The sequence below is a fragment of the Rossellomorea sp. H136 genome (assembly GCF_056838065.1).
The window spans coordinates 4,093,920-4,116,205 of record NZ_CM166371.1 but is presented as its reverse complement, the minus strand read 5'-3'; the positions used below and the strand labels follow the sequence as shown (position 1 = coordinate 4,116,205).

Genomic DNA, 22,286 nt, shown 5'->3' with positions numbered 1-22,286 from the left:
GAATCAACATGGCAAAGAAGATGCCTGAGATCGGAGACTATAAATACGGTTTTAGTGATAAAGACGTATCGATTTTCCGTTCTAAACGTGGTTTGACTCGAGAAATCGTTGAAGAAATTTCTCGTATGAAAGATGAGCCTAAGTGGATGCTTGATTTCCGTTTGAAGTCACTTGAGCATTTTTATAATATGTCTATGCCTCAATGGGGCGGAGACATGCAGGAACTGAACTTTGATGAGATCACTTACTATGTGAAGCCTTCTGAAAAGTCAGAGCGCAGCTGGGATGAAGTACCTGAAGAAATTAAGCAAACGTTTGATAAATTAGGTATTCCGGAAGCCGAGCAAAAGTATCTTGCAGGGGTTTCTGCTCAGTATGAGTCAGAGGTTGTATACCACAACATGCAATCTGATCTTGAAGACATGGGGATCGTTTTTAAAGATACAGATTCTGCTCTTAAAGAGAATGAAGAACTTTTCCGTGAGCACTGGGCAAAGGTTATACCTCCAACGGATAACAAGTTTGCTGCCCTTAACTCAGCGGTATGGTCCGGTGGATCTTTTATCTATGTTCCTAAAGGAATCAAGGTGGATACACCGCTTCAAGCATATTTCCGTATTAACTCAGAGAACATGGGTCAATTCGAGCGTACGCTGATCATCGTGGATGAAGGCGCAAGTGTTCACTATGTTGAGGGTTGTACAGCACCGGTTTACACAACGAATTCACTTCACTCTGCAGTCGTTGAAATCATCATCAAGAAAGATGCGTACTGCCGATATACAACGATTCAAAACTGGGCGAACAACGTGTTCAACCTGGTTACGAAGCGTGCTGTATGTGAAGCGAACGCAACGATGGAATGGGTAGATGGAAACATCGGTTCTAAATTAACGATGAAATACCCGGCGGTCATCCTTAAAGGTGAAGGCGCTCGTGGTATGACGCTATCCATCGCACTCGCAGGTAAAGGCCAGCATCAGGATGCCGGAGCGAAAATGATTCACCTGGCACCAAATACATCTTCTACAATCGTTTCTAAATCCATCTCCAAGCATGGTGGTAAAGTAACGTACCGTGGAATTGTACACTTTGGCCGTAAAGCGGAAGGCGCACGTTCAAACATTGAGTGTGATACGCTGATCATGGATAACCAATCAACTTCTGATACGATCCCTTACAACGAAATTCTAAACGATAACATCTCGTTAGAACACGAAGCGAAGGTATCAAAAGTATCCGAAGAACAATTATTCTATCTTATGAGCCGTGGTATTTCAGAGGAAGAAGCAACAGAAATGATCGTAATGGGCTTCATCGAGCCATTCACGAAAGAACTTCCAATGGAATACGCAGTCGAAATGAACCGACTGATCAAGTTCGAAATGGAAGGTTCAATCGGTTAATATATCATTTAAACTCCCTTGATGTTTCATCAGGGGAGTTTTTTCTGGTTTCAATAAAACACCACTATTCTCCCTCAATAAATCCAAACATAAGAATTTCCATTTTCCTTATGATAAAATGGACATGTTCATAATAAAGCAGGTGAATGCAGATGATATACATAGGAGTAACAGGCTGGGGAGATCATGATACCCTTTATGAAAATGTTCCCCCAAGAGACAAACTAAAAGAATACGGCGCACATTTCCCCATCGTCGAGGTGGACACAACCTTCTATGCTGTCCAGCCTCTTCGAAATGCTGAAAAATGGGTAAAGGAAACACCAAAGGACTTTAAGTTTATTGTTAAGGCTTATCAGGGAATGACGGGGCATCAACGGGGAGAAATCCCTTTTGAAACAAAGGAAGAGATGTTCAATGCCTTTAAGGAATCCCTTGCCCCGTACGTAGATGCAGGTAAATTAGCGATGGTTTTGCTTCAATTTCCCCCTTGGTACGATTGTAAAAAGGAACATGTTGACTATATCAGGTATTGCCGGGATCAGCTAAAGGGATTTCCACTATCGTTGGAATTTCGCCATCAAAGCTGGTTCAGACCGGAGTTCCGGGATAAGACGTTAACGTTTATGAAAAAGGAAGGATGGATCCATAGCATTTGCGATGAGCCGCAAGCAGGGGAAGGATCTGTACCACGGGTATTGGAAACCACTCATAAAGATGCGACTCTAATTCGTTTTCACGGCAGGAATCTGTACGGCTGGAATAAACCGAATGGGGAAGACTGGCGGGAGGTTCGTTATTTATATCGCTATAATCGTGCTGAACTGGAGGAATGGATTCCACATATTCATCAGTTGCACGAAACCTCTGAAGATCTATATATTCTTTTCAATAATAATTCCGGTGGAGATGCCGCTGACAACGCGAAAGAGCTCATTGAATTATTAGGACTTGAATATGGTGGGCTTGCACCAAAGCAACTGGATTTATTTTAGCTGACAGGAGATGAAAGACAGATGGAATGGATCGTTCTTCTATCGATCGGACTTTTAGCAGGAGCGATAGGATCCCTCGTAGGACTGGGCGGAGGAGTCATCATTGTTCCTGCCCTTATCTATTTCGGTACATATACAAGCTTGATAGAGGGAATGAATCCTCAGACAGCTGTCGGAACATCTTTGGTCATTATGATTTTCACAGGGTTATCATCCACCTTGGCTTATTTAAAGCATAAGACCGTTGATTATAAAAGCGGCCTGATCTTCTTTGCCGGAAGTGGGCCGGGTTCAATACTAGGAGCATGGGTAAACAAGGGATTGAACATGGAAAGCTTTAATTTGTATTTTGGTATTTTTATGATTTTGATTGCCATTGTGCTCATGATAAGAAACAAGTTAAAGCCTATTGAGAAATTCAAGGATGCTTCTTTTCAACGGGAATTTACCGATCCGGGAGGAAATACCTTTCGATATGGATATCCTCCTGTACTAGGAGCGGCTATTGCCTTTGTAGTTGGATTTACATCCGGTTTATTTGGTATCGGTGGTGGATCATTAATGGTACCTGCAATGATCTTGATTTTTCTTTTTCCACCCCATGTAGCCGTAGCCACATCCATGTTCATGATTTTTCTATCGGCATTGGTCAGTTCAGGAACGCATATCATGTTTGGCAATGTAAAGTGGTTGTATGCACTTGCACTTATTCCAGGCGCTTGGATAGGGGCGAAGTTTGGGGCCTATTTGAATACGAAGCTTGAATCAAAAGTCTTAGTGAGTGTTTTACGGATTATATTAATTTTAATTGGAATTCGATTGATTTACCAAGGTATTACTGGATAACATACCTCCAATAGGAGTGAGCAAACAGTGAGAGAAATCATTCATATTTATCATACAAACGACCTTCACAGTCATTTTGAGCATTGGTCAAGGATTCGTGATTTTTTGAAGATGAGAAAACAATGGCATCTGGATGAAGGGGAACCAGTTTATCTATTTGATATCGGAGATCATGTAGACCGCTGGCATCCATTAAGTGAAGCGACTTTAGGAAAAGGAAATATCGATTTTCTAAATGAAGTCGGCTTTGATGCCGTAACAATTGGGAACAATGAAGGAATTACACTGGACTATGAAGATTTAAACAGCCTTTATGAAAATGCAGAATTTCACGTGATTGTAGGCAATTTATTAGACCAGTCGTCGCAGCCTCCAAGGTGGGCCAAAACCTATCATATCTATCAAACGAATAGTGGCATGAAGATTGGCATCATCGGATTGACAGCTTGTTTCAAACCTTTTTATAAAGCCCTAGGCTGGAATATTACATCTCCGTTGGATGAGCTTGAGAAATTGGTTCAAGAGCTTCACCCGCAGGTGGATATGGTTATTCTTCTTTCTCACCTGGGGATTCGGGATGATGAGTTGATTGCAACGCGATTTCCCGAAATTGACGTTATCCTAGGAGCTCATACCCATCATGTGTTGCATCAAGGAAAAGAAATTAAGGGAACTATGCTGGGCGCAGCAGGAAAATATGGTCATTATGTTGGTCATATGATGGTAGAGGTTGACACAGCCAATAAAAAGATTGTCGGGAAAAAAGCACAGCTTTATGAACAGCAGGAACTTCCCCCTGCCGAAATGGAAGAACAGGAATATCTCGAGTGGTATCAAAAGGGGGAGGCTTTGTTAAGGGAAAAAGTAACCGAGCTCGCCCAACCCCTGGCAGTGGATTGGTTTAATCCTTCCCCACTTCCAGATGTGTTATGTGATGGTCTTGCTGAATGGTGCGAGGCTGATTGTGCCTTTCTCAATTCAGGCTTACTCATTGATGGACTGGAAGAGGGGGCGGTGACGAAACAGGATCTGCACCGGATTCTGCCTCATCCCATCAATCCATGTCTCATTGAAATGAAGGGGGCAGAGCTGAAGGAAATCATTAAACAAACATTTAATGAGGAATGGCCGCATCTTCAAGTGAAAGGATTAGGATTCAGAGGCAAGGTGATGGGCCGGTTTGTATATGCGAATATTCAATTCAATGGCCGTGAAATCTTAATCGGTCAAAAGCCGATTGATCCACAGAAGATATACAAGCTTGCCTTACCAGATATGTTCACGTTTGGCCACTTCTTTCCAGATCTCCAAAGGCTGGAGAAAAAATACTTTATGCCTGAGTTTTTAAGAGATATCCTTCAGTGGAAATTAATGCAGTAAATGTATCACCGTTTCCATCCTCACGTCATACATATGAGGGAAAGGAGCGATGACACATGATGAATGTATCTCCGATTACCATTCAGGGACATACCTTTTTAGCGATTTCTGTTGAACTGCCCAAAACCAATCTCCTCGTTGTGACGAGTGATATAGGATATATAATGTGTGGAGCACTGGACGTAGCGTTACTAAATGAGAAGTTGAAAGACAGAGGAATCATTGCAGGCAGAGCCGTCGGTGTAAAAACAATCGATCAGCTCCTGGATGCCCCTCTGGAATCCATCACCTATGAGGCAGAAAATCGCGGCATCACACAAGGCATGATCGGGCGGGATGCATTGTTGAAAATGATATAAGTATAAATTGGACCAGTTGCTTTTATTGAGCACTGGTTTTTTGTTAGGTGAATGTCACCATATTCTTTATATTCTTTCATGAATAATTAACAATATATCAGGAAATACACCTTGCAAGTACGTTTTTATCCTTTATAATGGAGATACTAGGAAATTTTGTCGAAAAATGAAAGAATTACATAGGAGAATTCTATGAGGCTTATATCAACTAGGGCTTTAAAACCGGGCATGGTTCTAGCTACAACCGTATATAATATGAGAGGTCAAGCTTTAATTCATGATAACGTTCCGATTACAGAACGCATGATTTTCAGGTTGCAGGAGCTTAGTATTCAGTATGTCTATATTGAAGACTCCCTTTCGAAGGGAATCCATGTAAAGGGCACTGTTTCGAGTAAGGTGAGACAGCAAGCTGTAAACAATATTGAGATGGCCTTTAATCAACTAAGCGCATCGAAGGCGCCACCTGGTGTACTCATGATTGAAGATAGTGCCAGGCAATTGAAGCAGGTGATTGATGTAGTCTTGTCTGAAGTAAAGGCGAATCATGATCTCCTAACCATTTTGACGGATGTTTTCACATATGACTCCTATATATTTCATCATTCATTTAATGTGACTTTGTATACGTTATCCATAGGTCTGGAACTTAAACTGTCTACTAAACAGCTTGAGCAGTTAGGCGTAGGAGCAATTTTGCATGATATCGGTAAGATGCTTGTGCCGGAGGAAATTCTTCTGAAACCAGGCAAGCTGACAGAAGACGAATTTTGTGAAATCAAGAAGCATTCAGAACACGGTTTTGAGATTTTGCGACAGCTTCATTCTGTGTCCCTGATCATTGCTCACTGCGCGTACCAGCACCATGAGAGGCTAGATGGATCTGGTTATCCACGAGGAATCAAAGGTGAGGATATCCACCCCTTTGCAAAAATCATAGCGGTGGCCGATGTATTCGACGCCATGACGTCAAATCGTGTATACCGGAAAGCCATGCTTCCACATCAAGCGCTGGAGGTATTATATGCAGGAAGCGGTACTCTATTTGATACAAATGTAATTGAAGCCTTCAGGTCTTCTGTGGCCATTTATCCGAACGGGATGGTTGTCGAGCTGAATGATGGCCGAAAAGGAATTGTGACCGATCAAAATAAAGGTGTAACGGATCGACCGGTGATTCGGATCATTGAAGAAGATGGACAGGAAATACTAACACCATATGCCATGGACTTAAGTACGGAATTAGATAAGGTGATTATCGGATTTGATCCGGATTATGAACCCCAATCTCTTAAAATTAAATAAATTTTTTGCGTTAAACCCCTCTTACTTTGCATACAAATAGCTTGTAAGGGGGGATTTTTTTGTCAAAGTTTAAAACATACAAACCCCGAAGAGGAGGGCCGCTGCCTTTTCGATATGTGATGATCATTACGATTCTGTTCTTTATGATTTCGACTGGATTCGGATTGTGGATCATTAACAAAGGTTTAAAACCGACACTGCTTGCTTATGCTGAAACTCAAACCAGCAGGATCGGTACGTTGGTTATCAATAAAGCGATTAACAAAAAAATTGCAGATGTTCTTGATATTTCGGATATAACGGAAGAAGTGAAGAATACAGAAGGCGATATTGTTTCATTTAAATATAATACTCAGACCATCAACCGGGTTCAGGCCGAAATCACCAACTTAGTTCAGCAAAACCTGCAAGAAGCAGAGGAAGGAAATTTAGAAAACCTTGAATTTATTACTGAAGTGGAAATCGATGAAGGAAAGTCAAAAGCAGCGAAGGGCATCACTTATTCCGTCCCTCTTGGCCAAGCGACCAACAATGTGTTACTCGGTAACCTTGGTCCAAAAGTCCCGATCCGCTTTCACTCGATCGGAGATGTCCGTTCTGATATTAAAACTACGGTAGAGCAATTCGGGATTAATAATGCCGTTGTAAAAGTGTTTGTCGAGCTTGAAGTCAATGTCCAGATCATCATCCCATTTGCAACGAAAACAGAAACCATCAAGCAGGATATCCTGGTTGCCATGGGTACCGTTCACCTGGATGTACCGCAGTTTTATAACAATGGTGGAGGGGAATCCAGTCCTTCTATTGAAATTCCCACAAATTAGTCAGGAAAAAAAGTTGTCAAAAGAATGATAGTTTGTTATATTAATAAAGAAAATTTTATAACACACCACATCATCAGTCCGATGGGGTAGAGGCGCAGAGTTCAAGAGTAAGCTGTTTGAGAATGACAACTGTGAGAACAGATGAAAGGGAACTTTTGCCGAAGTAATTATGCATGTCGAATGTGTAGTTGCTGGGGTTATCTTGAAGAAGGATAACACTGTCATTATAGGGAATCTCTATAATGGGGAGCTACAGATCGTGATGGAGCACTTAAATTACTTACTAAGGTAATGATAGCTTCTCTATCGTTGCCTTTTTTTATTATCCTCTATCATGCTACGATGGTTCCCCCCTATCAAATAGGAGGAGGACACTATGGAAAACACGATTTACTCACTATTACCACCCCTTTTAGCCATTCTTATGGTTATACTTACGAGACGGGTTCTACTTTCACTGGGAGTAGGAATCGTTGCGTCTGCATTTCTGTTAGCAGATTTCTCAATTACGAAAACATTCAGCTTTATGTGGGACGCCTTTAAAGGCATTTTTGTCGCAGATGGAGCGCTCAACACCTGGAATGTCTATATTATTTTCTTCTTACTCATTCTTGGTGTCATCACAGCATTTGTGAATATTTCCGGCGGTAGCCGCGCATTCGGAGAATGGGCGATGAAACGTGTGAAAACGAGAAAAGGTGCACAGCTTCTTTCAGCCGTTTTAGGTATCATAATTTTTATTGATGACTATTTTAATGCCCTTGCTGTTGGACAGGTTTCGAGACCCATTACGGATCGTCACAAAATTTCACGTGCAAAACTAGCCTATATCATTGACTCGACATCGGCACCGATTTGTGTCGTTTCACCCATCTCAAGCTGGGGAGCGTACATCATCGGTATCATCGGTTCAATTCTTGCTACACATAGTATCACAGAGTACACAGCATTTTCAGCCTTCGTTCAAATGATTCCAATGAACCTTTATGTCTGGGCAGCTGTTCTGCTTGTCATCATGGTTGCTGCTAAAGGCTTGGACTTTGGAAAGATGAAAGAGCATGAAGTAAGAGCCCTTGAGACGGGAGCCCTTTATGATCCTGAAAAAGAGATTCCAGGCGAATTGAAAAATGATCTGCCTGTCAGCTCGAAAGGATCAGTTGGTGATCTTGTCTGGCCGATCGTAGCTCTTGTTATCGGTACAATTGGAATGATGCTCTGGACAGGATATCAAGCCGTCGGATCATTTGACATCCTGCCGATTTTTGAAAATACAGATGTAACGAAATCATTATTATATGGTGGATTATTCGGTCTCCTTGTTGCGCTGATCTTCTTCATTCGTCAGGTAAGCTTGAAAGGAATCGAGGGGAAAGCCGTTGGAGTAGCGGTAGTGGAAGGGATCAAATCCATGTTACCGGCCGTATACATCCTTATCTTCGCCTGGACGATCGTCACATTGATCGATCAATTGCAAACAGGTACGTATCTTGCGGGTCTGGTTGAACAATCAAGCTTACCGATGCAGGCACTTCCAGTCATTTTGTTCTTAGTTGCGGGAATCATGGCATTCTCGACGGGAACTTCATGGGGATCTTTCGGAATCTTACTTCCGATCGCCGGGGAAATTGCTGCTGCGACAGATGTAAGTATCTTACTTCCTGCTATGGCAGCTGTATTAGCAGGATCCGTATTGGGAGATCACTGTTCTCCAATCTCGGATACAACCATCCTTTCCTCTACAGGAGCAGGAAGCAATCATATCGATCACGTTCTTACACAGCTTCCATATGCAATAATTGGAGCGGTTGCTGCTTCAATTGGATATCTTGTATTAGGATTCACTGGAAGCACTCTATTCGGTCTCGGTGTTGTGATTATCTTAATCGTCGCATTCGCATTTCTGTTTGGTGAAAAAGCAAAACCAGCTGTTTCAGAACAATAATAAAATAAAAAACCAGGAGCTCATTGGCTTCTGGTTTTTTATTATGCATTCGTACTTGATGTTAGGTATTATTAAAAACCTGTGATGGTATCCCAAAACCCAACTAAATCTTTCCGATCATCAATCCTTCATGTTTCGACAAAATCCTTATAGTGAAATAGTACCTGCTCCAATTTTAAAAAATCTCTTTAAAAGCTTCAAAATAGCTTTGACAATTGGCGTGGAACTAGCTATACTGACTTTAGATTATAAATAATCTGAAAATATAAAAATTTCAAATACCTTATTATGGTAGTTGGAAAGAACTAGGGGGGACCAACATGGAGAAACGTGCCCAGTTTGGAACACGAGCAGGATTTATTTTAGCTGCTGTCGGGTCAGCAATCGGTTTGGGAAACATATGGCGTTTTCCAGCAGTAGCGTATGAAAATGGTGGAGGAGCATTCTTTATTCCTTATTTATTCGCTCTTCTTACAGCAGGTATTCCATTATTAGTGCTTGAATTTACGTTAGGTCATAAGTACCGTGGGTCGGCACCACTATCTTATTTCCGTCTCAATAGGAAATTTGAGTGGCTTGGCTGGTGGCAAGTATTAATCGCATTTGTCATCTCTACCTATTATGCCGTCATTATCGCATGGGCGATGTCGTATAGTGTATTTTCTTTCAATTTAGGTTGGGGGAAGGATACAGAGTCATTCTTATTCAACGACTATTTGAAGCTTACGGTTGATCCTGGTCAGACAGGAAGTATCGTTCCTGGAGTATTCATTCCACTTGTATTGGTATGGGTGATTACATTAGGGATTCTTTTCAAAGGTGTAAAGAAGGGAATAGAAGTAGCGAATAAGATCTTTATTCCGGCACTAGTTATTTTATTCTTAATAATTGTTGTTCGCGCTTTAACATTGCCTGGAGCATTGGATGGTTTAGACGCTTTCTTCAAACCGGATTTCAGCAAAATAGCTGACCCGGGTGTTTGGGTAGCGGCATATGGACAAATTTTCTTCAGTTTATCCATTGCGTTTGCGATTATGATTACGTACTCCAGTTACCTTCCGAAGAAATCGGATATTACAAATAATGCATTCATCACAGGTTTCAGTAATTCAGGGTTCGAATTACTTGCAGGTATTGGGGTATTTGCTGCTTTAGGTTTCATGGCTCAATCTCAAGGTGTAGGGGTGCAGGAAGTAGTAAGCGGTGGAGTTGGATTGGCGTTTGTGGTATTCCCGCAAATCATTAACGAATTCCCGGCTCTTAACGGTTTATTCGGATTCTTGTTCTTTGCTTCCCTGGTGTTAGCAGGACTATCATCACTCATCTCGATTACAGAAACTTATGTAGCAGGGGTTTCTGAGAAGTTCGGAATTTCCCGTACGAAAGCGGTTCTATTCGGTGGAGGTCTTTCTGCGATCATCTCAATTTTATTTGCCACTCAGGGCGGATTACTCTTCCTGGATGCGGCAGATTACTTTATCAACCAGTTTGGTGTAGCATTCGTGGGATTAGTTGAAGTAGTAGTGATTGCATGGTTCCTGCGTAAGTTAGGTGCTTTCCAATCTCACGCTAATGGAATCTCGGATATTCAGCTTGGTGCCTGGTGGAAGGTATGCTTAGGTGTCATCACACCAATCGTTCTAGGGTGGATGATGTTCGGCTTATTCAAAATGAATTTATTAAGAGAATTTGAAACTGAAACCGGGAACTATGGAGGTTACTCAGATGCCTTCATCCTTTACAGTGGATGGTTTGTTGCAGGATTCGCAATCCTTGCAGGTGTTGCCTTCTCATTCAAACGCTGGCATGCCAAAACAGAAGCTGATAGCTATAAGGAGGTAAGCTAACATGACAGGTAGCGCTATTACAATGATGGTTGTAGGAATGGTCATCATCTGGGGTGGATTAGCAGCTAGTATCATGAACGCTGTTTCCAAATCCAAAAAACAGGTATAAAGAGTAAAAAGATGAAGCAGACGATGGATTAACCATTGTCTGCTTTTTTAACGTTTTTTGCTTTTGATTCTGTCTTGACGTTCCCACATTCGTAAGTGAGGATAAGGGTCAAAGGACCATTCCGTTAAACCATTATCCTTGTACATTCCGTAATGCAGATGAGGAGGGAACTTCCCTGATGTTCCAGGGGGGCCGTATCCAGAGCTCCCGACACCACCAATAACCATTCCCGGTTCTACCACTTGACCTATATGAAGATCTTTAGAGAAACCACTAAGGTGGGCGAAATAATGATACGTATTATTAATGTCCCGAATGCCGATACGCCAGCCTCCATATCGGTTCCATCCTTTCATCTCAATGATTCCATACGATGTTGCTCTTACAGGTACACCATAATCAGCAAAGAGGTCCGTCCCTTCGTGAATACGTCTTCCTCCCCAACCACGGGCATCACCCCAAGTGTTTCGGTAACTGTAGTTGAATCTGAGGGGAAGGGGGAAGGCTTTCTGGTTTAAATGGATGGTCCCGTATTGTTTATAGATTTTCGCATTTCCCATGATGATACTGACCGTTTTATCACGTTTGTAATAGTCCCACAGAGCAAGCTTGAAATTATCCCGGTCAATTCCGTACCGTAATATAAAATCTGTCAAAGCAGCAAGTATATCTTCATCACTCTTCAGGCTGGCTTTTCCATCGAAGTCTCCATCCCGGCCAATCCCGTTGAATAGAGCTATCGTTTCAGGATTGTCATCTTCCCGGTTAGGATTCAGTGGGCCGATCCATTTTTCCGGTTCCATATAGATCGATATAAGTGAAGAGGGCTTTTCCCTATCTTTGCGGGCAAACCGTAGACTGCGTTCGTACTGATCAACAGCGGCAAGATAGTACCAGGGAATATGAGTCAGCGCCTCGCTTTTCTGAAATAACTCCATCCTTTTCGTGTGAATCTGTTCGTCTGTCAGTTTTTCAGCAGCAAAGGTTTGACAAGGACTTATCAACATGCAAAAAGCCACAAAGGCTAAGACCAATCGTTTGTTCAAAATAATCCCTCCATTTTTAGGGGCCTACTTCTAGTTTGTATCGTTCATCGGGATTCATAATCATCAATAAATGGTAATAGGGTATCACATGCTTGTTTTCACTTTTTTAGTATGATAAAGTGACAAAAGGAGTATATTGATGATGGCTTTTTTTACATAAGATGAACGATTTAGAAAGCGTTTCACTCTTTGCCTAAGTCAGAATTATTTAGGATTGGAGATGAGGGGTATGAGTAAGAAAGATGAACACATTCGTAAACCGGATTGGCTTAAAATTAAGCTGAATACGAATGATAACTATATGGGCTTGAAGAAAATGATGCGTGAAAACAACCTTCACACGGTATGTGAAGAGGCTCGTTGCCCTAATATTCATGAATGTTGGGGAACTAGAAGAACAGCTACCTTCATGATTCTTGGAGATATTTGTACACGAGCATGCCGTTTCTGCGCAGTAAAGACAGGCCTTCCAACTGAATTAGATCTGAAAGAACCAGAACGCGTTGCAGATTCTGTTCAATTAATGAACCTGAAGCACGTAGTTATTACAGCTGTTGCACGTGATGACTTGAAAGATGGTGGATCGCAAGTATTTGCTGAAACGGTTCGTGCCATTCGTCGTAAGAGCCCGTTTACTTCCATTGAAGTATTACCATCCGATATGGGTGGAGTTTTCGATAATATAAAGACATTGATGGATGCAAAGCCAGACATCATGAACTACAATGTCGAAACCGTTCGTCGCTTGACTCCAAGAGTTCGTGCCCGAGCAACTTATGATCGCACATTGGAATTCCTGCGTCGTGCAAAAGAATTAAATCCAGAAATCCCAACAAAATCAAGTATCATGGTTGGTCTTGGGGAAACGAAGGAAGAAATTCTTGAAACAATGGATGATCTGCGTGCAAATCATGTTGATATTGTGACTTTAGGTCAATACCTGCAACCATCTAAGAAGCACTTGAAGGTACAGAAATATTATCACCCTGATGAGTTTGCTGAACTACGTGAAGCAGCGATGGAAAAAGGCTTCAGTCACTGTGAAGCAGGACCACTCGTTCGTTCTTCCTACCATGCAGATGAGCAAGTTAATGCAGCTGCCAAAGCAAGACAAGCAGCCGGTGAGCAAGAAGTTCAAAAGGCATAATTTTCATATATAAAAGGACTGACTTGAAGGAGAAGATCTCTAACAGTCAGTCCTTTTTGTAGCAAAGAGTATGACATGAGACGCAAACCCTGCAAGGTATGATACCTGTCTCCACTGTCTTCTATTTAATCGACATTTTCTGTGTTATCTATTCGCTTTTGGCGGTCTTTATTGATTTTGTGGACATCGTCATCCTGCATCTCGTATTTCTCAGATGTCATTTCACCATTTGGATTTTCACCTGCGTCTACATTTCTTCCCTGAGGAGAATCCTGCAACATAAGATTGATGGTATCATCAATGGCTGTGTTGGCATTACGGCTATCGCTATCCATTTTTGCCAGGTTTTCTACATTGCGCATCAGGCTCTTGTCATCGGTCACATATACATGGTACCAACGGGGAATAACCGACATGGCTGTTTTCTTTACTTGGTCGGCTACTTCAAAGCGGCCATCTTTATCCTTTTTGTCCGTCACGTATGAAATCAGCACTTCTTCATCAGTGACAAGAGTGGAACAATCCTTGACGTCTGGAAGTGAGACACTCATTTTGCTGATTGTGTCGGCTACTTGTTCTCGATTAATGCTGTACATATCCTTTGTGGAAATGGTTTGACCACCTGTGGGACTTTTCTGTTGGCGAACATATCCGAAATCCTCACCGCGGTGAGCTCCTTTTTTCGTCCAACTATTTTCGTTGTACAGGTCCTCCCGGTCATTCACGTTTATGGTATTTCCATTGTCGTGATACATTTCTTCATTGGCCGTGTCAATTCCATCACAAGCAGTTCCGATTAGTGCAATACTCAGTACAGTTGTACCCAGAATGAATTTATTCAAGTTAAACACCCCCTATTTGATAGGGTGACCATGTCTTATGACAATTTTTCATAGTAATTAATGGACAATCCGTTATAATTTAAGATAAGGAAATGAAAGTGGGTGGACAAGATGATTTGTGTGCAGAATACATGCTACGAAATCGTTGAGGAATTTAGAGACGGATTCAACGAGGAAGCATTTAAGGAAAGATATAGCGACATCTTAAGTAAATACGACTTTATCCTTGGGGATTGGGGATATGGCCAGCTTCGCTTAAAAGGATTCTTTGATGATCATAATCAAAAAGCCTCTTTTGACACAAAGGTGAGTACACATAAGGATTACTTGTATGAATACTGTAATTTTGGCTGCGCTTATTTTCTTGTGAAAAAAGTCAATAAATAATGGTGATAAAGGAACAAACCGTCCAGTTTGTTCCTTTTGTTATTTACTTATTTTCAGTATATGGAGGTTCCTCATTCACATCGGGATCTGCATGAACAGGGTGTGATCCAGGCTCCTGACGTGGGATATCCTGATGAAGTGATTTATTTTCATAGTTGAAAGCACTGTAATATCGCTGTCCTTCTTTCCAAGGAGTGCTTTTGTTCTCAACGGGAGTATGCTTTCCTCGGGGAGAGCCATATGGCCCTTCTGGCAATGTTTCTGGCACGACAAAGTTGCGGTATGTTTCAACGTTGGAAAAGTCACTATATACTTCTTCTTCCTTATCTCTTGGTTCTTTACTCATATATCTCCCACCTTTCATACTTGTAGTATGTGAGAGTGGGGTGGACTTCATTCTTAATAGTGCGCTGTTAGAACGACTACATAATGATTTCTCCTAGGAAGTCCCTCAATTCATCGGCTTCTTCCTCCGTTAGCTTGAATACACTCTCTACATATCCAGGTTCATCAAGGTCATCCCTGCCGACGATCGCAAATCGACTGCCTTGAAGGTCTAATACTAAAGATTTCCCGTAATAGCGATCTGTTTGTGTAATCGCTAAGTCGTACCGCTGATTTTCTCCCATAAAACTCACAAAGCGTGTTTTTGTATGTTCTGTATCATCGTATAAATAAAATCGTTCACTCATGCCGATGTCCTCCTCTTTTTTTGCTTATCTCATCATAACAAACTGAGCTGAGAAATGCAGGATGTATATGTATGACAGTGAGGGAAATATGTTAAAATAAAGGGGAGGATATCGTTCATAGAGAGGGGTGCACCATGTATTTCGTAGATAGAGAAAAGATAGAGGAAATATTATTGTATATGAATGAGCAGTTAAAGACAGTTAGTGAACATGACCAATGGGGCGGGACATTAGAAAAATTAGCTTTGGAGAGAATGACTCATACGATTATTGAATCTGTACTCGATGTAGGAAACAGTATGATAGACGGTTTCATTATGAGAGATCCAGGAAGCTATGAGGATATTATTGATATACTTCTGGATGAAAAGGTAATTTGTGACAAAATGAGTGAGGATCTTAAACGACTTGTTGCAGAGCGTAAGGTCCTTGTTCAAGAGTATACAGCCATTCATCATGAGCAATTACATACGATTTTAAACGAGGTATTCCACTCATTAGAGAAGTTTCCCCAACAGATTCGCAGCTACCTTGAAAATGAACTGGGACCTGTGTCTGCATTTAAAAATTAATCAGCATTTGACAGCGCTTTCTTCATAGGGAGCGTTTTGTTTTATTTATGGAATACATTTTACCGGAAATAGCAAAGGCAGTACCGGTATTTGGACATACTATACACAAGCATATGGAGGTACACAATGAAAGAATATAAAGGTTACTTAATTGATTTAGATGGCACAATGTATAAAGGAAAAGAGAAAATCGAAGAAGCAGGAGATTTTGTTAAACGATTACAAGAAAAGGGATTACCTTATCTGTTTGTCACCAATAATTCTTCGAGAAGACCGGAACAGGTTGCGGAAAAATTGCAGTCATTTGATATCCCTGCCACGAAGGAACAGGTATTTACTACTTCAATGGCGACAGCTCAATATATGGCGAAGAAAAAGCCAAATGGAACGGCATATGTCATCGGTGAAGAAGGAATCCGTTCGGCACTGGAAGAGAACGGCATCACTCTTCAGGATGAGAAACCTGATTTCGTGGTAGTGGGTATTGATCGTGATATTAATTATGAGAAGCTATCTCTCGCTTGTTTAGGTGTGAGAAATGGAGCTACCTTTATTTCAACCAATGGAGATATCGCGATTCCGACTGAAAGAGGGTTGCTTCCAGGGAACGGTTCCCTTACGTCAGTTGTCACAGTCTCCACACAAACTGAACCGATCTTTATCGGGAAGCCTGAATCGATCATTATGGAGCAGGCGCTATCTGTATTAGGGGTGCCTAAGAAAGATACGTTAATGGTTGGGGATAATTATGATACAGATATATTAGCCGGGATAAACGCCGGACTTGATACACTGCTTGTTCATACAGGTGTAACAACCAAAGAAGCTTTGAGTTCGAAGCATATTCAGCCAACCTATGCAATTGAAACGTTAGATGAATGGGATATATAATAAAGAAGTGGGGGCGTATTTATAGCCTCCACTTCCTCTAAACCCTTCTGAGTACTCAACTAGAAAAAATGTCTTAAAATTAGTAACATATTCATAATAGACAACCCTCGTTCGTATAAGTAAAATAGAACTAGTGTTAAAAGATGTAATCAAAATACTATTTATACTTAAGGACCTTTGTAATGGTCTTTTTTACTACTATCTATGCCTCTATAGATAGTGGGTGTGTAAAATAATAGCAGGAACGAAAATTATACTCCTAAAGTATTATGTGTTTTTTCCTCTAACTAACTTTTCCATTACACATATTTGAGTACTCAGAAGGACTAGAAAGACAGGATTTGAAAAATAATAAGAATATAAAGATTTTCTTGAAAAATATTACGAAATGAAGTGTAAAGGTATGCAACTAGGGTAAACATCTAAGATAGTAGGGAACTATTAGCATTGATACCTTTTCAATTTCTAACTATTCTTTACGAATGCAAGCAACTTTAAGAATGAAAGTCACTGTTTCTTAATTGATTTTCGAAACATTCCACGTCATTTCTAAAGAATTTTTAAAAGGGTAGTGAGGTAATGAGTATCACAGTTACAGGACTTGTCGGAAAGAAAATAAGGCACCATAGAAGAGCAAAAGAGATTACCATACAAGAATTAAGTCACAAATGTGGATTAACGGTTAATTATATTTCGTTGATTGAAAAGGGAGAGGCGAACCCGTCCCTGAACAAGCTGAATGCCATCGTGTGCGCTTTGGACATACAGTGGGAAGACATCATGCCGACATGCGAGGAACACGAAGACATCTACAACCAAACGATTCTTTAATGAACTAATTTTCTCTTTTTAATTTCTTGTTCGATCAGAATGATAAATTCATTACTGAGTTTTAACTGTTTTGCTTTCTTATAGGCATCAATAAGGGTTTGGTCACTTAGGATACGAATAGGATTTCACCTCAATTATTCTTCGTATGTAGTATGTGAAATTCTGTCGAATCTAATAAAAGTGATTGCCTTTATCTGGTGTTTGTTCATTCATTCAGAGGTCTTGTTACAACTATATTGATGTTAATTACAACTATAGTTGTAATTATATAAAACTATTCATCGATGTGCAATATAAAGTTAGTTAAAAGGATCTATTTATATGTAGTATGTAATCTTTTAGGGAATACAGTATGATTATTTTGTTAGCGTATTTATCCACTTCTTCTATCACTAAAAAATCAGACGACCCATGTCGTCTGATTTGGATACTTATTCAACCTCATTCTGCGCATTTCGCCCTGTGTGCCAAACGACTGGAAGCAGCCGCGGCAATAGCTCCTACAATATCATCCAGGAAGGTATGACACATACCAGATGATTTATCATTTAGCCTCTCCAGAATTCCAGGTTTTTGCTTGTCGATATATCCGTAGTTTGTAAATCCGATCGATCCATATACATTCACAATCGAAAAGGCCAGGATTTCATCCACACCGTATAGTCCTTCATCTACTTCAATAATCGCTTGAAGCGGTTCTTCAAGCATCTTTTTTTCAGCCAATATATCAAGTTGAATACCTGTCAGAATTGCATTCTGTACTTCCCGCTTCGTTAACACACGTTCAACATTATAGACGCATTCCTTTAGTTCAAGATCAGGATGATATTTTTGTTGAAGGTACATGACCAATTGAGCGATATCTTCAATCTCCACTCCTCTTTCATGCAGCCATTTACGTGCCGTTTTCTCTAATAAATCCATTGATTCTTTATCCTTCATCCTATTCACCTTTTCTTTGAAAGATTATAAAACCCCTATTTCGATTAGACGAAGCTTTGTTTTACACATATGATTCCTATTTAAAAAATAGACATAATAATAGCTCCTACTCTCATTCTTGCCCATCTCCAGTTTCAGATATTCATAAATGTCTTTAAAGGTTATATTCATATAATGTGTGTCCTTCAAAGTGAAGGAAAATGACAATATGAAAAAGAATTTCTTTGACACAGATCACCCCGCAAAAAAAGAAAAAGACGGTCACTTTAGATAGGAGAGATCAACATGTCTCAAGAAATATTAATCAATCATTTTGGATTGCATCCAGAGCGGGCATTCTTTGATGGAATGATGAATCGCTATTTGGTTGGGGGGTTAGTATATAGTATTGTCGGCGTAACGAATATGGAACAAGAAACCTTAGTGGAACTCTACAAATTGGCAGGGCACCTTAAAAGTCAGGGGGATCGCCATGTTTCAACCTTCGTCCCTAACAACGAAGGAAGATTTCTTGTTGTAGAAAAAGATAAAGACTTTGTGGTGCTGCGAAATGAAAGCATCCAATCCCCCCCGGATAAAAAGTTGGGAAGAAAGTTAAGCAAATTCCATTTCAGGGGACGGACCTTTGAAGAAAAGGTGGAGAAAATAAATCGTATGGGCCAGTGGAAGAGTCTGTGGGAAAAGCGGCTGGCCCAGTTGGAGAAAGCGTACTATCAGGTTATCCAGGATCAGCCTGCTGATGAGTTTGAGCGTCGTTTTGTTGAGAGCTATCCTTATTACAGTGCTTTGTCAGAAAACGCCATTCAGTACTTGGTGGATACGGAGCTTGATGAGGACCCGGAGCAAGAGGATGCAGGCACAATTTGCCATGAACGTTTTCTTCAATCCACATGGGGGACTGAGGTGTGCATTCATTTTCCGTTTCAGTGGGTGTTCGATCACTGCAGCCGGGACATAGCGGAGTGGGTGAGAGAAAGATATTTCATGAAAAGCCAAACGTTTCATCCTGAGCTTCAGGAATTTATGAGAGAGTATGAATCCATTACCCCACTTTCACCATTCTCATGGAGACTGTTGTATTCACGACTTCTGTTTCCCCTTCATTATTTCGAATGCATCGAGGAATATTATATTTCAGATTCTGAGCAGAAGAAGAAGGTAGTAGAAGAGAAGCTGGAGAACTATCTGAAAAATTCTCATCAATATGAGTCATTTCTGTCCGACTTTTATCATATGTCCGAAGTTCCGGTGAAAAAATGGGGAATTCCCCTTGTTGCATGGCTTTAAACTATAATGTCTTCGCAGACTTTACTCCCCCTCTATACCTTCACTTTTATGCTAAACTGGAGGAAAGTGAAGTGAAGGTAGGGGATACATATGAAGCCATCCATATACATTACGAGAAAATTGCCTGAATCAGTGATTACACCATTGCAGAGCGAATTTGAAGTCGACATGTGGGAACATGGGGATGTTCCGGTGCCAAGGGATATTCTTCTCCGTAAAGCAGAGAGAGCTACTGCCTTACTTACTATGCTGTCGGACCGGATAGACAAGGAGCTATTGCAGAAATCTCCTTCTTTGAAGGTCGTGGCCAATCTTGCGGTGGGCTATGACAATATAGATCTTAAAGAGGCAAAGGAATTTGGCGTAACCATTTGCAACACGCCGGATGTCCTAACGGAAACTACGGCTGACTTAACCTTTGCTCTGTTAATGGCGACGGCAAGACGAATCGTTGAAGCGGATCGCTATATTAAAGAAGGAAAGTGGAAAAGCTGGTCACCCCTTCTTCTTTCTGGCATGGATATTCACCACAAAACCATTGGCATCGTCGGAATGGGAAGCATCGGCGAAGCGGTAGCCAGAAGAGCCAAGGGGTTCAATATGAATGTTCTTTATCATAATCGTTCCAGGAAGCATAAAGCGGAAAGAGCCCTTGGAGTACAATATTCAACATTTGAAGACCTTTTAATCCAGTCGGATTTCGTTGTTGTGCTTGCTCCACTGAATGCGGGAACAAAAGGCATGTTCCAGGAAGAACAATTCACTATGATGAAAAAAACAGGAATTTTCATCAATGCAGCTCGTGGCGCGATTGTAAATGAAGAGGCATTAGAAAAAGCATTGAAGAGGGGTGACATTGCAGGTGCCGGATTGGATGTATTCGAAGAAGAGCCGATTGATGCCGATCATCCTCTTCTTGCATTAAATCAAGTTGTCGCCATCCCCCATATCGGCAGTTCCTCGAAAGAGACGCGTTATGAAATGATGGCCTTATGCGTGGAGAACATTCAGGCAGTTTTAAAAGGAGATCAACCGAAGACGGAAGTACAATGAAAAAAAGCCTAAATCCGATGAAGGATTTAGGCTTTAACGTGAATTGAATTAGAATACTTGCTCTACTTCAACGATACCTGGAACTTCTTCCACTAAAGCGCGTTCGATCCCTGCTTTTAGCGTGATTGTTGAACTTGGGCAGCTTCCACAAGCACCTAGAAGACGTAATTTAACGATTCCGTCTTCAACGTCCACTAGTTCACAGTCTCCACCATCGCGAAGTAGGAACGGACGTAATTTATCTAATACTTCCTGAACTGGTGCAATCATTTCGTTTTCAGCCATAATTATCTACTCCTTTCCTTACTCTCTATTATAATGACATATTCACAAAAAATCTATCAACCTGCAAACTATTGGGAATTTCTTTTTTTGGGAATGGTTTATTACGGAAATCCCACTGACTTTGAGTAACTCCAAGAAAAGTGAAATTACCATGAGTGTAGTGTAAAAACATGGACCGTTCCTTTCCGCGGGGAGGAAGTCGAGCCTCCTCTGGCTTTGCCCTGCGGGGTCTCGACTTTTCCTCTACTTCCCGCAGGAGTCAAGTGCCCTCCGCTACAATCCACTCTGTGCTTCTAATTTTCAGGTATTTTTGAATCTCAGAAAACTTCACATTGTCGATACGACCCATATCAAGCTTCCCCAGTGTTACCCCAATAGACCTATGTCAGTCAATTCTCTTCAGGGAGAATCATTTTTTTTACATGGGTCTGTCCTTAATAACGAAATGAAAACTAAAATACATTTGTAGAACAATTTTAAAAGGAAGCAGTGTTTGATTTCCACTTTTGTTCTAGAAAAGTGTAAAAATCACTTAGAGAAAATTTAAATTAGACCGTTTACTTTCTTATAAGCTCTGTCACGAAATCTTCAATAGATGGTGAGGGGAACTGCGGAGACTCCGGCGGATTTCGGGCGTGCCGAGACCCCGGAAGCGAAGATGAGGAGGCTCGGCCGAACGCTAGCTGCAAGCGGAGCGTTTCCCCTCACCATCCAGCACATACTGGATGGCAGAGCTCATAGCAGTTTCATGTTATAAAAAGAACAAACTTTACGAAAAGAGCCTTAATAAATGGTCTAAATACAGTTTCCAGTACAGAAATTCACATATTATCGTTCCAACCAGGCTGCTTTTTTTGTAAAATAAACAAGAGAGGAAAACAAAGGGGAGAGGGAAATGAATCGTAAACCTGTTGAACTTTACGTATATGGGGCAGAAATACTTTGTCCAAGCTGCGTGAATTTACCATCATCGAAAGAAACGTACGAATGGCTTGAGGCTGCTGTCAGTCGAAAGTATCCAAACCAGCCCTTCGTGATTAAATATGTAGATATTCACAATCCTCCTGAAGATGAAGTCGTGAAGCAATTTGCTTCAAAAGTGATCGAAGAGGATATGTTTTATCCGATTGTCCTGTTAGAAGGAAATATTATCGGCGAAGGGAATCCCCGTCTAAAAACGATTTACTCTGAGCTTGAAAAGTATGGGTATAAAGCGGTTTAATTGGTGGGGATTGAAAAAGGCTTTTCTGATTGGGTTAATTTTTTTCAATGGTTATAGAGCTGCACCCAAAAAAAAG

25 protein-coding genes and 1 riboswitch are annotated in these 22,286 nt (G+C 41.0%); of the genes, 18 read left to right on the top strand and 7 right to left on the bottom strand.

Annotation, left to right across the window (positions count from 1 at the left end):
- Positions 1–8: 8 nt before the first annotated feature.
- The 10 genes from sufB to ACYH0O_RS20885 all read left to right on the top strand — a co-directional run bounded on the left by sufB (position 9) and on the right by ACYH0O_RS20885 (position 11,013).
- The gene (gene sufB, locus ACYH0O_RS20930; protein ID WP_113969016.1) at positions 9–1,406 is read left to right on the top strand and encodes a Fe-S cluster assembly protein SufB; all 1,398 of its coding nucleotides are present in this window, start codon (positions 9–11) and stop codon (positions 1,404–1,406) included.
- Between the two features lie 152 nt (positions 1,407–1,558).
- A complete protein-coding gene (locus tag ACYH0O_RS20925; protein ID WP_482630175.1) occupies positions 1,559–2,401 on the top strand; it encodes a DUF72 domain-containing protein in 843 nt (280 codons plus the stop codon).
- Between the two features lie 21 nt (positions 2,402–2,422).
- Positions 2,423–3,247, top strand: a complete 825-nt coding sequence (locus ACYH0O_RS20920; RefSeq protein ID WP_482630174.1) for a sulfite exporter TauE/SafE family protein — start codon at positions 2,423–2,425, stop codon at positions 3,245–3,247.
- A 27-nt stretch (positions 3,248–3,274) separates the two neighbouring features.
- Positions 3,275–4,627 (top strand): bifunctional metallophosphatase/5'-nucleotidase, encoded by a 1,353-nt coding sequence (locus ACYH0O_RS20915; RefSeq protein WP_482630173.1) that lies wholly within the window; start codon positions 3,275–3,277, stop codon positions 4,625–4,627.
- A 56-nt stretch (positions 4,628–4,683) separates the two neighbouring features.
- Positions 4,684–4,986: a YunC family protein gene (locus ACYH0O_RS20910; protein ID WP_149156679.1), complete on the top strand. Its 303-nt coding sequence runs from the start codon at positions 4,684–4,686 to the stop codon at positions 4,984–4,986.
- A 192-nt stretch (positions 4,987–5,178) separates the two neighbouring features.
- Positions 5,179–6,291 carry an HD-GYP domain-containing protein gene (locus ACYH0O_RS20905; protein WP_482630172.1) on the top strand — a complete coding sequence of 371 codons (1,113 nt, stop codon included), beginning with the start codon at positions 5,179–5,181 and terminating at the stop codon, positions 6,289–6,291.
- Between the two features lie 59 nt (positions 6,292–6,350).
- Positions 6,351–7,115 carry a sporulation protein YunB gene (gene yunB, locus ACYH0O_RS20900; protein WP_148970790.1) on the top strand — a complete coding sequence of 255 codons (765 nt, stop codon included), beginning with the start codon at positions 6,351–6,353 and terminating at the stop codon, positions 7,113–7,115.
- Positions 7,116–7,194: 79 nt separating this feature from the next.
- Positions 7,195–7,376: riboswitch (Lysine riboswitch) on the top strand.
- Between the two features lie 115 nt (positions 7,377–7,491).
- Positions 7,492–9,057 (top strand): Na+/H+ antiporter NhaC family protein, encoded by a 1,566-nt coding sequence (locus ACYH0O_RS20895; RefSeq protein ID WP_149156682.1) that lies wholly within the window; start codon positions 7,492–7,494, stop codon positions 9,055–9,057.
- Positions 9,058–9,377: 320 nt separating this feature from the next.
- Positions 9,378–10,904, top strand: a complete 1,527-nt coding sequence (locus ACYH0O_RS20890; protein ID WP_482630171.1) for a sodium-dependent transporter — start codon at positions 9,378–9,380, stop codon at positions 10,902–10,904.
- Position 10,905: 1 nt separating this feature from the next.
- The gene (locus tag ACYH0O_RS20885; RefSeq protein WP_082197501.1) at positions 10,906–11,013 is read left to right on the top strand and encodes a methionine/alanine import family NSS transporter small subunit; all 108 of its coding nucleotides are present in this window, start codon (positions 10,906–10,908) and stop codon (positions 11,011–11,013) included.
- Positions 11,014–11,060: 47 nt separating this feature from the next.
- Here the strand turns inward: ACYH0O_RS20885 and ACYH0O_RS20880 are convergent, their stop codons facing one another.
- Positions 11,061–12,020 (bottom strand): M23 family metallopeptidase, encoded by a 960-nt coding sequence (locus ACYH0O_RS20880; RefSeq protein ID WP_482632630.1) that lies wholly within the window; start codon positions 12,018–12,020, stop codon positions 11,061–11,063.
- Between the two features lie 268 nt (positions 12,021–12,288).
- On the opposite strand from ACYH0O_RS20880, the gene lipA reads away from it, so the two are divergent.
- Positions 12,289–13,206 (top strand): lipoyl synthase, encoded by a 918-nt coding sequence (lipA, locus tag ACYH0O_RS20875; RefSeq protein ID WP_148970786.1) that lies wholly within the window; start codon positions 12,289–12,291, stop codon positions 13,204–13,206.
- Between the two features lie 125 nt (positions 13,207–13,331).
- Here lipA and ACYH0O_RS20870 read toward each other — a convergent pair whose 3' ends face one another.
- The gene (locus ACYH0O_RS20870) at positions 13,332–14,048 is read right to left on the bottom strand and encodes a YhcN/YlaJ family sporulation lipoprotein (RefSeq protein WP_482630170.1); all 717 of its coding nucleotides are present in this window, start codon (positions 14,046–14,048) and stop codon (positions 13,332–13,334) included.
- Between the two features lie 111 nt (positions 14,049–14,159).
- Between ACYH0O_RS20870 and ACYH0O_RS20865 the strand changes: the two genes are divergently transcribed.
- On the top strand, positions 14,160–14,435 hold the full coding sequence (locus ACYH0O_RS20865; protein ID WP_113968994.1) for a YutD family protein: 276 nt from the start codon (positions 14,160–14,162) through the stop codon (positions 14,433–14,435).
- A gap of 43 nt (positions 14,436–14,478) precedes the next feature.
- Here ACYH0O_RS20865 and ACYH0O_RS20860 read toward each other — a convergent pair whose 3' ends face one another.
- Both ACYH0O_RS20860 and ACYH0O_RS20855 read right to left on the bottom strand, forming a co-directional pair.
- The gene (locus ACYH0O_RS20860) at positions 14,479–14,781 is read right to left on the bottom strand and encodes a cytosolic protein (protein WP_482630169.1); all 303 of its coding nucleotides are present in this window, start codon (positions 14,779–14,781) and stop codon (positions 14,479–14,481) included.
- 76 nt (positions 14,782–14,857) lie between these two features.
- Positions 14,858–15,127 carry a DUF3055 domain-containing protein gene (locus tag ACYH0O_RS20855; protein WP_149157571.1) on the bottom strand — a complete coding sequence of 90 codons (270 nt, stop codon included), beginning with the start codon at positions 15,125–15,127 and terminating at the stop codon, positions 14,858–14,860.
- Positions 15,128–15,261: 134 nt separating this feature from the next.
- On the opposite strand from ACYH0O_RS20855, the gene ACYH0O_RS20850 reads away from it, so the two are divergent.
- The 3 genes from ACYH0O_RS20850 to ACYH0O_RS20840 all read left to right on the top strand — a co-directional run bounded on the left by ACYH0O_RS20850 (position 15,262) and on the right by ACYH0O_RS20840 (position 17,421).
- Entirely contained in the window at positions 15,262–15,699 is a 438-nt protein-coding gene (locus ACYH0O_RS20850) for a DUF86 domain-containing protein (protein ID WP_482630168.1), read from the top strand.
- A 126-nt stretch (positions 15,700–15,825) separates the two neighbouring features.
- Positions 15,826–16,590: a TIGR01457 family HAD-type hydrolase gene (locus ACYH0O_RS20845; RefSeq protein WP_482630167.1), complete on the top strand. Its 765-nt coding sequence runs from the start codon at positions 15,826–15,828 to the stop codon at positions 16,588–16,590.
- 579 nt (positions 16,591–17,169) lie between these two features.
- Complete coding sequence (locus tag ACYH0O_RS20840) at positions 17,170–17,421, top strand: helix-turn-helix domain-containing protein (RefSeq protein WP_149157574.1); 252 nt, start codon at positions 17,170–17,172, stop codon at positions 17,419–17,421.
- Here ACYH0O_RS20840 and sda read toward each other — a convergent pair.
- Both sda and ACYH0O_RS20830 read right to left on the bottom strand, forming a co-directional pair.
- Entirely contained in the window at positions 17,418–17,534 is a 117-nt protein-coding gene (sda, locus tag ACYH0O_RS20835; RefSeq protein ID WP_482632629.1) for a sporulation histidine kinase inhibitor Sda, read from the bottom strand. The two genes, ACYH0O_RS20840 and sda, sit on opposite strands and share 4 nt — an antisense overlap.
- Before the next feature lie 328 nt (positions 17,535–17,862).
- Complete coding sequence (locus ACYH0O_RS20830; RefSeq protein ID WP_113968983.1) at positions 17,863–18,363, bottom strand: phosphatidylglycerophosphatase A family protein; 501 nt, start codon at positions 18,361–18,363, stop codon at positions 17,863–17,865.
- A gap of 285 nt (positions 18,364–18,648) precedes the next feature.
- On the opposite strand from ACYH0O_RS20830, the gene yutH reads away from it, so the two are divergent.
- Both yutH and ACYH0O_RS20820 read left to right on the top strand, forming a co-directional pair.
- On the top strand, positions 18,649–19,650 hold the full coding sequence (gene yutH / locus ACYH0O_RS20825; RefSeq protein ID WP_482630166.1) for a spore coat putative kinase YutH: 1,002 nt from the start codon (positions 18,649–18,651) through the stop codon (positions 19,648–19,650).
- Between the two features lie 90 nt (positions 19,651–19,740).
- Positions 19,741–20,703: a 2-hydroxyacid dehydrogenase gene (locus ACYH0O_RS20820; RefSeq protein WP_482630165.1), complete on the top strand. Its 963-nt coding sequence runs from the start codon at positions 19,741–19,743 to the stop codon at positions 20,701–20,703.
- 48 nt (positions 20,704–20,751) lie between these two features.
- On the opposite strand, the gene ACYH0O_RS20815 is transcribed toward ACYH0O_RS20820, so the two are convergent.
- A complete protein-coding gene (locus ACYH0O_RS20815) occupies positions 20,752–20,988 on the bottom strand; it encodes a NifU family protein (protein ID WP_034763763.1) in 237 nt (78 codons plus the stop codon).
- 895 nt (positions 20,989–21,883) lie between these two features.
- Between ACYH0O_RS20815 and ACYH0O_RS20810 the strand changes: the two genes are divergently transcribed.
- Positions 21,884–22,210 carry a YuzD family protein gene (locus tag ACYH0O_RS20810; protein WP_482630164.1) on the top strand — a complete coding sequence of 109 codons (327 nt, stop codon included), beginning with the start codon at positions 21,884–21,886 and terminating at the stop codon, positions 22,208–22,210.
- Positions 22,211–22,286: the final 76 nt, after the last annotated feature.